General features: G+C 72.5%; 15 protein-coding genes. 8 read left to right on the forward strand and 7 right to left on the reverse strand.

All coding sequences use genetic code 11. From position 1 onward, the window contains the following. Positions 1-58: 58 nt before the first annotated feature. Entirely contained in the window at positions 59-1,303 is a 1,245-nt protein-coding gene (gene xseA / locus AC3X7R_RS00625) for an exodeoxyribonuclease VII large subunit (RefSeq protein WP_489963606.1), read from the forward strand. A 24-nt stretch (positions 1,304-1,327) separates the two neighbouring features. Beyond that, positions 1,328-1,534: an exodeoxyribonuclease VII small subunit gene (locus AC3X7R_RS00630; RefSeq protein ID WP_489963607.1), complete on the forward strand. Its 207-nt coding sequence runs from the start codon at positions 1,328-1,330 to the stop codon at positions 1,532-1,534. A gap of 5 nt (positions 1,535-1,539) precedes the next feature. Here AC3X7R_RS00630 and AC3X7R_RS00635 read toward each other — a convergent pair whose 3' ends face one another. Further along, on the reverse strand, positions 1,540-2,109 hold the full coding sequence (locus AC3X7R_RS00635) for a DUF4245 domain-containing protein (RefSeq protein WP_489963608.1): 570 nt from the start codon (positions 2,107-2,109) through the stop codon (positions 1,540-1,542). 111 nt (positions 2,110-2,220) lie between these two features. On the opposite strand from AC3X7R_RS00635, the gene glpX reads away from it, so the two are divergent. After that, entirely contained in the window at positions 2,221-3,243 is a 1,023-nt protein-coding gene (gene glpX / locus AC3X7R_RS00640) for a class II fructose-bisphosphatase (RefSeq protein WP_489963609.1), read from the forward strand. On the opposite strand, the gene AC3X7R_RS00645 is transcribed toward glpX, so the two are convergent. Further along, the gene (locus AC3X7R_RS00645; protein WP_489963610.1) at positions 3,208-4,038 is read right to left on the reverse strand and encodes an alpha/beta fold hydrolase; all 831 of its coding nucleotides are present in this window, start codon (positions 4,036-4,038) and stop codon (positions 3,208-3,210) included. The two genes, glpX and AC3X7R_RS00645, sit on opposite strands and share 36 nt — an antisense overlap. A gap of 88 nt (positions 4,039-4,126) precedes the next feature. Here AC3X7R_RS00645 and AC3X7R_RS00650 point away from each other — a divergent pair, with 88 nt between their 5' ends. From AC3X7R_RS00650 to AC3X7R_RS00670, 5 genes are all read left to right on the forward strand, one after another. Continuing rightward, positions 4,127-5,080 (forward strand): alpha/beta fold hydrolase, encoded by a 954-nt coding sequence (locus tag AC3X7R_RS00650; protein WP_489963611.1) that lies wholly within the window; start codon positions 4,127-4,129, stop codon positions 5,078-5,080. A 120-nt stretch (positions 5,081-5,200) separates the two neighbouring features. Then, the gene (locus tag AC3X7R_RS00655) at positions 5,201-6,490 is read left to right on the forward strand and encodes an extracellular solute-binding protein (protein WP_489963612.1); all 1,290 of its coding nucleotides are present in this window, start codon (positions 5,201-5,203) and stop codon (positions 6,488-6,490) included. Then, the gene (locus tag AC3X7R_RS00660) at positions 6,487-7,431 is read left to right on the forward strand and encodes a carbohydrate ABC transporter permease (protein ID WP_489963613.1); all 945 of its coding nucleotides are present in this window, start codon (positions 6,487-6,489) and stop codon (positions 7,429-7,431) included. Before AC3X7R_RS00655 ends, AC3X7R_RS00660 begins: the two co-directional genes overlap by 4 nt. Before the next feature lies 1 nt (position 7,432). After that, the gene (locus AC3X7R_RS00665) at positions 7,433-8,272 is read left to right on the forward strand and encodes a carbohydrate ABC transporter permease (RefSeq protein ID WP_489963614.1); all 840 of its coding nucleotides are present in this window, start codon (positions 7,433-7,435) and stop codon (positions 8,270-8,272) included. Positions 8,273-8,276: 4 nt separating this feature from the next. After that, positions 8,277-9,563 (forward strand): ABC transporter ATP-binding protein, encoded by a 1,287-nt coding sequence (locus AC3X7R_RS00670; RefSeq protein ID WP_489963615.1) that lies wholly within the window; start codon positions 8,277-8,279, stop codon positions 9,561-9,563. A 152-nt stretch (positions 9,564-9,715) separates the two neighbouring features. On the opposite strand, the gene AC3X7R_RS00675 is transcribed toward AC3X7R_RS00670, so the two are convergent. The 5 genes from AC3X7R_RS00675 to thiS form a co-directional block, all read right to left on the reverse strand. Further along, positions 9,716-10,366 carry a DUF1707 SHOCT-like domain-containing protein gene (locus tag AC3X7R_RS00675; protein ID WP_489963616.1) on the reverse strand — a complete coding sequence of 217 codons (651 nt, stop codon included), beginning with the start codon at positions 10,364-10,366 and terminating at the stop codon, positions 9,716-9,718. A gap of 91 nt (positions 10,367-10,457) precedes the next feature. Beyond that, on the reverse strand, positions 10,458-11,246 hold the full coding sequence (gene thiD, locus AC3X7R_RS00680; protein WP_489963617.1) for a bifunctional hydroxymethylpyrimidine kinase/phosphomethylpyrimidine kinase: 789 nt from the start codon (positions 11,244-11,246) through the stop codon (positions 10,458-10,460). Further along, entirely contained in the window at positions 11,243-11,830 is a 588-nt protein-coding gene (locus AC3X7R_RS00685) for a thiamine phosphate synthase (protein WP_489963618.1), read from the reverse strand. Before AC3X7R_RS00685 ends, thiD begins: the two co-directional genes overlap by 4 nt. Beyond that, positions 11,827-12,603, reverse strand: coding sequence for a thiazole synthase (locus AC3X7R_RS00690; RefSeq protein WP_489963619.1), 777 nt, complete (start codon positions 12,601-12,603; stop codon positions 11,827-11,829). Before AC3X7R_RS00690 ends, AC3X7R_RS00685 begins: the two co-directional genes overlap by 4 nt. Further along, positions 12,600-12,797, reverse strand: a complete 198-nt coding sequence (thiS, locus tag AC3X7R_RS00695) for a sulfur carrier protein ThiS (RefSeq protein WP_489963620.1) — start codon at positions 12,795-12,797, stop codon at positions 12,600-12,602. Before thiS ends, AC3X7R_RS00690 begins: the two co-directional genes overlap by 4 nt. Positions 12,798-12,881 lie beyond the last annotated feature (84 nt).

Genomic DNA, 12,881 nt, shown 5'->3' on the forward strand with positions numbered 1-12,881 from the left:
GAGTCTACGGGCCCGGCGCAGGGATCACCTGTCGGCGCCGTCACCTAGGGTGGCCGCCGTGGCCCTGGAGACCTCATCGGAGCAGCCGGCACCGGTCCGGCAGATCGCCAACGCGATCTCGGGCTGGATCGACCGCCTGGGAGCCGTGTGGGTCGAGGGCCAGATCGCGCAGGTCAACCGCCGCCCGGGCGTGCAGACCGTCTTCCTCACCCTGCGCGACTCCGTCGCCGACATCTCGGTGCCGCTGACCTGTGCCCGCAGCCTCTTCGACGGGCTCAACCCGCCGCTGGTCGAGGGGGCGAGCGTGGTGGTGCACGCCAAGCCCAGCTACTACGCCAACCGCGGCTCGCTCTCCCTCTCGGTCCGGTCGATCCGGATGGTCGGCCTGGGCGAGCTGCTGGCGCGGCTGGAGCGACGCCGCCAGCTGCTGGCCGCCGAGGGGCTCTTCGCCCCCGAGCTCAAGCGCCGCCTGCCGTTCCTGCCGCACGCCGTCGGCCTGGTCACCGCCCCCGGGTCGGCGGCCGAGCGCGACGTGCTGGAGAACGCGCGGCGGCGGTGGCCGGCGGTGCGCTTCGAGGTGGCCTACGCCGCCATGCAGGGCCCGCGCTCGGCGGCGGAGGTGATGGAGGCCCTCGACCGGCTGGAGCGGCACCCCGAGGTCGACGTCATCGTGGTGGCCCGCGGCGGCGGGTCGGTCGAGGACCTGCTCCCCTTCAGCGACGAGGCCGTCGTGCGCGCGGTCCACACGATGCGCACGCCGGTGGTCTCCGCGATCGGGCACGAGCCCGACCAGCCGCTGCTCGACCTGGTCGCCGACGTCCGCGCCTCCACCCCCACCGACGCCGCCAAGCTGGTCGTCCCGGACATGACCGAGGAGCTCAACGGCGTGCGGTGGGCGCGCGACCGGATCCGCTCCCAGCTCCGCGGGCTGCTCGAGCGCGAGCAGCGAGGTCTCGACGACCTCCGCTCACGCCCCGCGCTGGCCGACCCCCGCCACCTGCTCGACGTCCGCGCCGAGGAGATCGACGCGCTGCGCGACCGCGCCAGGCGCACGCTCTCCCACCGGCTCGACCGCGCCGCCGACGACGTGGGGCACCACCGCGCCCGCGCCCGCTCCCTCTCCCCGCTGGCCACCCTGCAGCGGGGCTACGCCGTGGTCCAGGACGCGGAGGGCCACGTGGTCACCTCGGTGGCCGGCGTGGACGCGGGAGCTGCGCTCACCGTGCGCCTCGCGGACGGCCGCCTCCACGTCACCGCGACGGCGGCCGAGGACGAGCCGATCGGCGGCGAGCAGACCCCATGACCCGACGGAGCACAGGAGCGAGCAATGGCTGAACCCAAGCAGCTGTCCTACGAGGACGCCCGGGAGGAGCTGGTCGAGGTGGTCCGCACCCTCGAGCAGGGCGGCACGACCCTGGAGGAGTCGCTGCGGCTCTGGGAGCGCGGCGAGGTGCTGGCCAAGGCGTGCGAGGAGTGGCTCGACGGGGCTCGCAAGCGGCTGGACGCCGCGATCGAGGGCGACCCCGAGGGCTGACGCCCTCAGGAGCCCGGCGTCGCCGTCCCGGCCAGCGGCTCCTCGGTCAGTCGGGAGGCGAACTCCTCCATCACGTCGCGGGGGGCCGACCCGTAGACCATCACGACGTCGCCGTCGCGCTCCCGCACCAGGGCGGTGTCGCCCCCGGCGTCGGTGAAGACCTGCCACTCACCCCCGAGGTCGCCCCCGACCCGGACGGGCTCGCCCTCGGAGGCCTTCTCGTCGACGAAGACCTCGAGCAGGTCGTCGACCGACTCGTCCTCCTGACGCAGGCCGACGTACTTCCCGGTGTCGGTGAGCATGCCGAGGCCCCAGACCGGCGGGTCGGTGGGCGTGAACGAGAGGCTGGTGACCTTCCAGCCGGCGGGGAGCTCGGCGGGGTGGACCACGTCGTGCCCAGCCTCCTGGGCCGCGACCACAGCGGTCTCCCAGTCCACGGGCTCGACCGTGGTCTCGGCGCTCTGCCGGTTGAGGTCCCTCAGCAGCACGAAGGCCAGGACGGCGACGACCAGGACCGACATCGCCCCGATCATCGCGCCCATCGAGGTCTGGTGGCGCCCGGGCTTCTCACTCACCCCGCCATCCTCTCAGCCTGCAGGTCGGCCGGTTCACCCACCCGGGCGCCGTCCTGTCCGCGCCAGCCCGCCCACGCGGGGCGACGGATCCCGCTCGATAACATGCGACCCATGACGCCCACGGACCTCCACGTCGCCCCTGAGTCCCCCGACCGCAACCTCGCCATGGAGCTGGTCCGGGTGACCGAGGCCGCGGCGATGGCCGCCGGCCGGTGGGTCGGGCGGGGCGACAAGAACGGCGCCGACGACGTGGCCGTCAACGCCATGCGGGTGATGATCTCGACCATCCAGATGAACGGCACGGTCGTCATCGGCGAGGGCGAGAAGGACAACGCCCCGATGCTCTACAACGGCGAGAGCGTGGGAGACGGCACCGGTCCGGAGTGCGACGTGGCGGTCGACCCCATCGACGGCACCACGCTCACCGCCAAGGGGATGAGCAACGCCGTGGCGGTCCTGGCGGTGGCCCCGCGCGGCACCATGTACGACCCGTCGGCGGTCTTCTACATGGAGAAGCTCGTGACCGGCCCCGAGGCGGCCGACGTCGTCGACCTCCGTCTCCCGGTCGCCGAGAACATCCATCTCGTGGCCAAGGCCAAGGGCCGGCGTCCCGAGGACGTCACGGTCGTGCTCCTCGACCGCCCGCGGCACGAGGGGCTGGCCGGGGAGATCCGCGAGGCGGGGGCCAGGATCAAGTTCATCAGCGACGGCGACGTGGCCGGCGCGATCATGGCGGCCCGCCAGGGCACCGGCATCGACCTGCTGCTCGGCATCGGCGGGACCCCGGAGGGGATCATCGCCGCCTGCGCCATGAAGGCCCTCGGCGGCGTGATCCAGGGGCGGCTCTGGCCCACCGACGACGAGGAGCGGCAGCGCGCCCTCGACGCCGGGCACAACCTCGAGCCCGACCACGTCCTGTCGACCGACGACCTGGTCACCGGCGAGGACTGCTTCTTCGTCGCCACCGGCATCACCGACGGCGAGCTGATGCAGGGCGTCCGCTACCTGCCCAACGGGGCGGCGACCACGCACTCGCTGGTCATGCGCTCGCGCAGCGGCACCATCCGCAACATCATCTCCGAGCACCAGCTGGGCAAGCTACGCAATTTCTCCGCGATCGACTTCGACAAGTGAGAGCGGCCGCGGCTCGACCAGGGTGCGGCGCACCAGGTCGATGACGCGGGGCTCGACCACCATCCCCAGGTGCGACGAGGTCACCTCGACGTGGCGCGCCTGCGGGTCCAGGCAGGCGCGGTGGTCGACCACCCCGTCCCGCCGGGAGTAGATGGAGGTGTAGGTCACCGTCTGGGCGAGCGGTGCCCGGCACTGGTCGAAGGCCGCCCGGGCGCACTCCCCGGAGACGCAGTCCTCGGCCATCAGCCCGCGCAGCCCCGCCCTGCTCAGCCGGACCAGCACCTCGACGCTGGCGGTCAGGCTGGGGTGGTGAGCCCCGGGCGCCAGCACCGGGCTGCCGAGCGTGACGATCCCCGAGACCAGGTCGGGGCGGCGAGCCGCGACGCTGCGGGCGAGCATCCCGCCGAGGCTGTGCCCGACGATGCGGACCTGTCGGCCGCGGCGGGCGGCGACCGACTCCAGCCGCGCCTCGAGCTGGTCCGCGGCGCTGGCGGTGCAGCCGACGTTGGCGTGGATGTGGGAGCGGAAGGTCTGCATGCCGTCGAGGCGCAGCGCCCGTGCCAGAGGAGCCAGGCTGGCGTCACCGGCGAGGAAGCCGGGAACCAGCACCACCGGGTCCAGGTCGCGCGTCGGGGCGGAGCCGGCGAAGGGCCGTCGGCCCAGCCGGCTCCGGCCGCGCTGCCAGGCGTAGCGGCCCAGCTCGGTCACCACGCTGCTCTCGCGCAGCACGGCCGCCGCGCTCAGCGGCTCGAACCCGTCGGGCCTCAGGAAGGAGCCCAGTGTGGTCGGTGTCACAGTCCGCACGTTAGCCACGCGACCCACCCTCGGCAGTCATTTCGCGAACCTCGCGTGGCTGCCCGAGAGCTCGTGTTGACTGATCTTCATGCCCTCTCGTACCCCGGACCGGCCTGCGCCAGTCCCGGTCTCCGAGGAGCTGCTGGCCCCCGTCAGCCCGGGCATCGAGCTCTGCTACCAGACGTTCGGCGACCACCAGGGCGACCCGCTGCTGCTCGTGATGGGGCTCGGCGGCCCCATGACCTGGTGGCACACCGGCCTCTGCGAGCGACTGGCCCGTGCCGGGTTCTTCGTGATCCGCTACGACAACCGGGACACCGGGCGCTCCACCCACCTCACGGCCCGAGTCAGCCGGAGCATGCTGGTGCGCGCCCTGCTCGGCCGCCGCGTGCGGGCGCCGTACTCCCTGGCCGACATGGCGGCTGACGCCTTCGGCCTGATGGACCACCTCGGGCTGGAGTCGGCCCACGTGGCCGGGGCCTCCCTGGGCGGGATGATCGCCCAGACGATGGCGATCGCCGAGCCGCGGCGCGTGCGGTCGCTGACCAGCATCATGTCGACCACCGGACGGCGCACGGTCGGCTGGCAGCACCCCCAGCTCCTCCCCGCCCTGATCGCCCCTCGCGACCCCGGCCGCGAGGCCTACGTGCGGGCCAGCGCCGCGCTGTGGAAGGTGATCGGCTCCCCCGCCCATCCGGTGGAGCACGAGGTCCTGGCCGCGCGCGCCCGGGAGACCTACGACCGCGGCTTCGAGGCGCGCGGAGTGCTGCGGCACATGCTCGTCGTCCTCACCCAGCCCGACCGGACGCGGCGGCTGCGAGGACTGCGGATGCCGACCAGCGTCATCCACGGGCTCTCCGACCGCATGGTGCACGTCTCGGGCGGCCGCGCGACGGCCGCGGCCGTGCCGGGCGCCGAGCTGGTCCTCGTCGACGGGATGGGCCACGACCTGCCCGACGCACTCCACCCAAGCTTCGTGGAGGTCATTCGACGCACCGCCGACCGGGCCGCCGGCGCCCACGACCCGGGGCGCACCACGTGAGTCCGGCATCACTTCAGTCACTTGCGGGTACACCGCCTCCACGGCGCGGGGCTTGCCATCCCCTGCCCGGTGCACTACATGTGATCTAGGACACAGAGGGAGGGAACCATGGGATCGCCCATGAGAAGCAGCTCGAGGCGTCGGCGGGCAGGGGTCGCTGTGGCGGCCCTGGCGCTGTGCTCCAGCATGCTCGCGGCGTGCTCCGGAGACGACTCCGGCAAGGCGACGCTCAACTGGTACATCAACCCGGACGGGCAGGAGTCCCTCAACCAGATCGCCGAGGACTGCAGCACCGACGACTACGACATCTCGATCCAGCTCCTGCCCTCCAGCGCCACCGACCAGCGCACCCAGCTGGCCCGGCGCCTGGCGGCCGAGGACTCCTCGACCGACCTGATGAGCCTCGACCCGGTCTTCATCCCCGAGTTCGCGAACGCCGGGTGGCTCGCCCCCTTCGACGGCGAGCAGGCCGACCAGGTGGTCGACGACGACGTGCTCGAGGGACCCGCCGACACCGTCATGTGGGAGGACGAGGTGGTGGCGGCGCCGCAGTGGGCCAACACCCAGGTCACCTGGTACCGCAAGTCCCTGGCCGAGGCCGCCGGGCTCAACCCCGACGAGGACTGGACCTGGGACCAGATCATCGACGCCGCCGCGGAGAACGGCGGCTCCGTGGGTGTCCAGGCCAACCGCTACGAGGGCTACGTGGTGTGGATCAACGCGATGATCCTGGGCGCCGGGGGCGACATCGTCACCGAGACCGAGGCCGGTCGCGACGCGCAGGTGACGCTGGACGACGACGCCGGACGCGAGGCCGCGAGGATCATCGCCAAGCTGGCCGGCTCGAACGCCGCGCAGGCCGACCTGACCGTCTCCAACGAGGGGACCAGCCTGGGCCAGATGTTCCCCGAGGAGGGACCGGGCGAGTTCATGGTCAACTGGACCTTCGTCTACAAGAACTACGAGGGCACCGTCGACGACTTCGACGACCTGGGCTGGAACCGCTACCCCGCCACCGTCGAGGGCGAGGAGTCCAGGCCCCCGCTCGGCGGCATCAACATCGGCGTCGGCGCCTACTCCGAGAACGTGGACTGGGCCAAGGAGGCCGCTGTCTGCGTCACCACGCCGGAGGCCCAGACCCAGCTCGCGGTCAACGAGGGCCTGATGCCCTCGCGCGGCTCGGTCTACGACCAGCCCGAGCTCACCGAGGCCTACCCGGCCGACCTCCTCGCGCTCTTCAAGGAGAGCATCGACGCCGGCGGGCCGCGACCCAAGAGCGCGCTCTACAGCCAGATCTCGAGCGCGATCCAGTCCGTGTGGCACTCTCCCGAGAGCGTCGACCCGGAGAGCACGCCCCAGAGGTCCGCGGAGTTCCTCTCCGACATCCTGGCTGGAAAGAGGCTCCTGTGACCAGCACCGTCGTGGCCCCCGACTCGAAGGCCGACCGCGCCAAGACCGGCAAGATGAGCGACCGGACCCGGGCCGAGCAGCGGCTCGGGCAGAAGCTGGTCCTGCCGGCGATCGCCCTGATGCTGCTGGTGACCGCCTTCCCCATGATGCGGGCGATCTACCTCAGCGTCTTCGACTACACCCTCACGGCCCCCGACGACCGCTCGTTCGTGGGACTCCAGAACTACGTCACCGCGCTGACCGACTCGCTGTTCTGGAAGACCACCCTCAACACGGTCTTCATCATGGTCGTCACCGTCGCGGTGGAGCTGGTGATCGGCTTCATCTTCGCGATGGTCATGCACCGGGTGATCTTCGCCCGCGGCGTCATCCGGACCTCGATCCTGATCCCCTACGGCATCATCACGGTGGTCTCCGGCTTCGCCTGGCAGTTCGCCTTCAGCAACAGCAACGGCTTCATCAACGAGTGGCTGCCCTGGGTGGCTGACAGCTTCAACTGGTTCGGCCAGTACGGCTCCGCGATCGCGGCGATCATGGTCTCGGAGATCTGGAAGACCACACCGTTCATGTCGCTGCTCCTGCTGGCCGGGCTGGCCCAGGTCTCCGAGGACATGCTGGAGGCCGCCAAGGTCGACGGCGCCACCTGGTGGCAGCGGCTGTGGAAGGTGATCCTGCCCAACATGCGCTCCGCGATCATGGTCGCGGTGCTCTTCCGGGCCCTGGACGCCTACCGCATCTTCGACAACATCTTCGTGATGACGGCCGGGGCGCAGGGCACGGAGTCGGTCTCCTTCCTGACCTACCGGCAGGTGATCGAGCAGTTCCAGCTGGGGATAGGCTCCGCGCTCTCGGTGCTGCTCTTCCTCTCGGTGCTGGTGATCGCCGGCCTGATCGTCAAGATCTTCCGCGTCGACCTGGCCGCAGCCCGGCAGGAGGGATGACATGAACACCAAGAACCGCATCGGCGTGGTGGTCGGCGCCCTCCTCATCCTGGTCTGGTGCCTGCTGCCGGTGGCCTGGATCATCTCGCTCTCCTTCAAGTCCCAGGAGGCCATCACCACCGGCAGCCCTGGCTTCCTCCCCCGTGAGGGGGGCGGGGCGGGCTGGCAGAACTATGCCGACGTGATCGCCGACGACCAGTTCCGGCGGGCCATCTTCAACTCCATCGGGATCTCGCTGATCGCCACGCTGCTCTCGGTGATCATCGCCACCCTGGCCGCCTACGCCATCGCCCGGCTGGAGTTCAAGGGCAAGAAGTTCGTGCTCACCACCGCCCTGGTCATCGCCATGTTCCCGGTGGTCGCCCTGGTGGGCCCGCTCTTCGACATGTGGCGCACCTTCGGCATCTACGACACCTGGCTCGGCCTGATCATCCCCTACATGTCCTTCACGCTGCCGCTGGCGATCTGGACGCTGTCGGCCTTCTTCCGGGAGATCCCCTGGGAGATGGAGCAGGCGGCCCAGGTCGACGGGGCGACCTCGTGGCAGGCGTTCCGCAAGGTGATCGTCCCGCTCGCCGCACCCGGGGTCTTCACCGCGGCGATCCTGACCTTCTTCTTCGCCTGGAACGACTTCGTCTTCGGCATCTCGCTGACCTCCACCGAGGCGGCGCGACCGATCCCGGCCGCCCTCTCGTTCTTCGTCGGCAACGACCCGTTCAACCGGCCGGCGTCGCTGCTGGCCGCGGGAGCCGTGGTCTCCACGATCCCGATCATCGTCATCGTCCTGCTGTTCCAGCGCAAGATCGTCGCCGGACTCACCTCCGGCGCAGTGAAGGGTTGATCACATGGCCGCCATCACCATGAAGAACATCGTCAAGCGCTACGGCGACGGCTTCCCGGCCGTCAACGACGTCAGCATCGACGTGCAGGACGGGGAGTTCATGATCCTCGTGGGGCCCTCGGGGTGCGGCAAGTCGACCCTGCTCCGGATGATCGTGGGCCTGGAGGACATCACTGAGGGAGACATGCTCATCGGGGACCGGCGGGTCAACGACCTGGCCCCCCGCGACCGCAACCTGGCGATGGTCTTCCAGAACTACGCCCTCTACCCGCACCTGACGGTCTACGAGAACATCGCCTTCCCCCTCCGGCTGGCCGGCGCCAAGGACGACGAGGTCGACCGCAAGGTGCGTGACGCGTCGAAGACCCTCGAGCTCGACGAGCACCTGGACCGCAAGCCCGGCAACCTCTCGGGCGGTCAGCGGCAGCGGGTGGCGATGGGCCGGGCGATCGTCCGCGACGCCGATGCCTTCCTCTTCGACGAGCCGCTCTCCAACCTCGACGCCAAGCTCCGTGGCCAGATGCGCACCGAGATCTCGCGGCTGCAGAAGCGGCTCGGGATCACCACCGTCTACGTCACCCACGACCAGACCGAGGCGATGACGCTGGGCGACCGGGTGGCGGTGCTGAAGCGTGGGATCCTGCAGCAGCTCGCCTCCCCGCGCGAGCTCTACGAGAACCCCGGCAACCTCTTCGTCGCCGGCTTCATCGGCTCCCCGCCGATGAACATGCTCCCGGCGGAGGTCGAGGGCACCACGGTGAAGCTGCCCTTCGGCTCCGTGGAGATCCCGCCCGAGAAGGCCGAGAAGGCCCGGGGCCGAGGGCTGCTGATCGCCGGCATCCGGCCCGAGCACTTCGAGGACGCCTCCGTCGTCGACCCCTCCAAGAAGGCGTCGGGCTCGACGTTCCGGACCAAGGTCGACGTGGTGGAGTGGCTGGGCAACGAGGCCTACGCCTACATCCCCTTCGAGGCCCCGCCGGAGGTGCAGAAGCAGCTGGCCCAGCTGGAGCAGGACCTGGACGGGGAGTCGCTGCGCACCCAGCTGGTGATCTCGCTCGACGGCGCCAGCCGGATCGCCGAGGGCGACGAGGCGGAGATCTGGGTCGACACCTCCAAGATGCACCTCTTCGACCCCTCGACCGGCGAGAACCTCACCGTCGACGAGGCGCACGCCGGGCGCATCCCCGAGCGCGACAACCCGGAGGCCGCCGCGCACGCCGAGGAGCTGGCCGACGAGGGCGACGAGATCCACGCGGCGAGCGAAGCCGGAGGCGACAGCGGGAAGGTATGAGTCTGACCCCGAGGGGGTACCACACAGACGCCGCGGGCGGTTACGCACAGCCCGTGGTCACACGGAGGGCCTCACGAGCTGCCGCCGGGTAGGCGGATCGTGAGGCCCTCTCCCGTGCCCCCTCGCGCCCGCCCGTCGTGGCCCCCTGCGAGTCAGTGGCCCAGCATCTTCTTGACCTTGCCGGGCTCCCCCGGCATCCGCTTGCGCGTCACCGTCACCGCGCCCATCAGGGCGACGCCCTTGACCCGGACGATCGGGGAGTCGGGCCGCAGGTCGGCCGGCACCTTGTCGCGGGCCTGGTCGAAGGCCCCCATCACGCCGAAGCCCTCCACCACCACGTGGGTGCCGGCGTTCACGTAGATGTCCACCGACCCCATGATCGTGTTGGCGTTGATGAGCGTCTCGGTGGCGGTGAAGCGGGCCTCGCGCAGGTCGAGCACCACGGCACCCATCATGGAGAAGGCGGTGTGGGTCGACCCGATCTGCCACACGCCCTTCCGGTCGACCCCGGAGAGGACCGCCACCGAGCTGTGGTGGCTGACCGTGGCCGGGAGGCCGGCAGCCGGCCGCGGCACGGGCAGCGTCTGGCCCAGGGGCTGCAGGCTGGTCGGGGTCGCGCCCGGGAGGTCCGCGGTCAGCGGTACCAGGTCGGCGTAGACCTTGGCCCCGTAGGCGGCCTCCAGCCGCTCGTCCAGCTCGTCGAGGTCGAGCCGCCCCTCGGCCGCGGCCTCACGCAGTGCCTCCGCCACCCGGTGCCGGTCCTGGTCGGAGATGCGCAGGCGTGAGGGGTCGGGCTGGTCCATGGGCGTCAGCCTAGCGAGCGGCAGCGGCGGAGCCGACCGGCTCCTCCAGAACCAGGGACAGCCCGCCGTCGTGGTGGCAGCGCAGACGAGCTCACCGGTCGTCGCGGAACGAGGCGCCGGGCGCGGTGTGGGCCACCGGCCCCCGGCCGCGGCCGAGCCGCCAGGCGCGGCCGGCGACCAGTCGTCCGGCGGTGTACGCCGCGGCGCGGGCCGCCGCCTCGGCCAGGGGCATCCCGTGGGCGAGGTGGGCGGCCAGCGCGCTGCTGTGGGTGCAGCCGGTGCCGTGGTCGTTGCGGGTCTCCACGCGCGCGTGGGCGATCTCCACCTGCTCCCGGCCGGGCAGGGCCAGCAGGTCGCACCCGCTCTCCCCGCCGGTGACCAGGACGGGGTGGCCGCGCGCGGCGAGCAGCCCGGCCAGCTCCCCCTGCGTGCCCTGGCACCCGGCCAGGGCGGCGGCCTCGTCGGTGTTGGGGGTGGCCACGGTCGCCAACCCCAGCAGGTGGTCGCGGTAGGCGGCGACCACCTCCGCGTCCCCCAGCACCGCCCCGCTGGTGGCCACCAGCACCGGGTCCACCACCACGGGGATCCCGGCGCGCCCGACCCGCTCCGCGACCAGCCGGACCACCTCGGCACTGCCCAGCATCCCCGTCTTGACCGCGGCGACCGGCAGGTCGCCGAGGACGGCGTCGAGCTGCGCGGCCACCACCTCCAGCGGGACGGGGTGGACGGCGTGCACGCCCAGGGTGTCCTGCGCGGTCACGGCGGTGACCACGCACGCCCCGTGGGCGCCCAGGTGGCCGACGGCGGACAGGTCGGCCGCGATCCCCGCGGCCCCACCGGAGTCGGTGCCGGCGATCACGAGCACCACCGGCGGCGTCACGGCGCCACCTCCGCCAGCAGCAGGCCGACCACCGTGGCCGGGTCGGCGGCCCGCATCACCGCGCCCATCAGGGCGACCCCGTGGGCGCCGGCGGCCCGGGCGCGGGCACCGTCCCCGGGTCCCACCCCGCCCAGGGCGAGCACCGGCACCGGATGACCGGCGAAGGCAGAGACCGGCAGCGCCGGTCCGTACCCGGGCTTGCTGCCGGTGGCGGCGTACGGCGAGAGCGTCACCCAGGAGGCTCCCTCCTGCGCGGCGAGGGCCACGTCGTCGCGGGAGTGGCAGGAGCGTCCCCAGCACGAGGCCCCGGCGGGGACCGGCTGGGTGGCAGCCAGGTGGATCCCGTGGGCGGAGGGGTCGGGCAGCCGGGAGGAGAGGACCGCCAGCCCGGGCAGCGCGGCGAGCGCCGCCACCAGGGCCTGCCTCTCCCCAGCCGGCAGGTCGTGCTCGCGGACCACCACGGCGCGCAGACCGGCGGCGTGGCAGGCTGTCACGGCGGCCAGCAGGCCCCGCCCCAGCGGCAGCTGGGAGCGATCGGTGAGCAGCACCACCCGGGGCGGGAGCAGCTCGAGGTGGCGGGTCATCCGACCCGCCCCGCCACCGGGCTGGAGGCGCGGGCCGCCGCCCGGCGCGGGATCCTGCCGGCAGCCCGTGCCGTCCACCCCGCCACGACCGCGAGCCGCAGCGCCCGCGCCATCGCGGGCGGGTCCTCCGCCCGGGTCACCGCCGAGGCCGCGAGCACCGCGGCGCAGCCCAGCTCCATCGCGAGCGCCGCGTCGGAGGCGGTGCCGATCCCGGCGTCCAGCACGACCGGGACCGCGACCGCGCTCACCACGGCCTCCAGGGACCACGGGTCGAGGACGCCGCGACCCGACCCGATGGGCGAGCCCAGCGGCATCACCGCCGCACACCCGGCGTCGGCCAGCCGGCGGGCGAGCACCGGGTCGGGTGGGGCGTAGGGCAGCACCGTGAAACCCCTCGCCACCAGCGCCTCGGCGGCGTCGAGCAGCTCCACGGCGTCCGGCAGCAGCGACTCCTCGTCACCGATCACCTCGAGCTTGACCCAGTCGGTCTCCAGGGCCTCGCGGGCCAGCTCGGCGGTGAGCACCGCCTCCCGGGCGCTGGTGCAGCCGGCGGTGTTGGGGAGCAGCCTGACGCCGTGGGCGCGCAGGGTCGCGAGCAGGCTCCCCTCCCCGGTGCCCGGCATCCGCCGCATGCTGACGGTGACCAGGCCGGGGTCGGCCTCCCGCAGCACGTCGGGCAGCAGGGAGAGCCGGGGCAGCCCTCCGGTGCCGAGCAGGAGCCGCGAGGCCAGCGCTTCGCCCGCGACCACCAGCGGGGCGTCGACGCCGCTCATCCGCCCTGCACCGCCTGCACGACCTCGACCACGTCGCCCGGGCGCAGCGCGTGCCCGGCGTGGTCCGCGCGGGGCACCACCTGGCCGTTGACCGCGACGGCGCACCCGGTCTGCGGGGTGTCCTGGTGGCGCAGCAGGGCGGCCAGGTCCCCGTCGGGCACCTCGACCGGTCGTCCGTTGAGCACGATCCTCATGGGCTCCTCCTCGATGTCGCCCAGGACGGCGCCGACCCGTGCCGGCGCGGGTCCCAGGGCTGGTGGACGGTCCCCGACTCCAGG

Source organism: Nocardioides sp. Z22_16 (assembly GCF_058134365.1).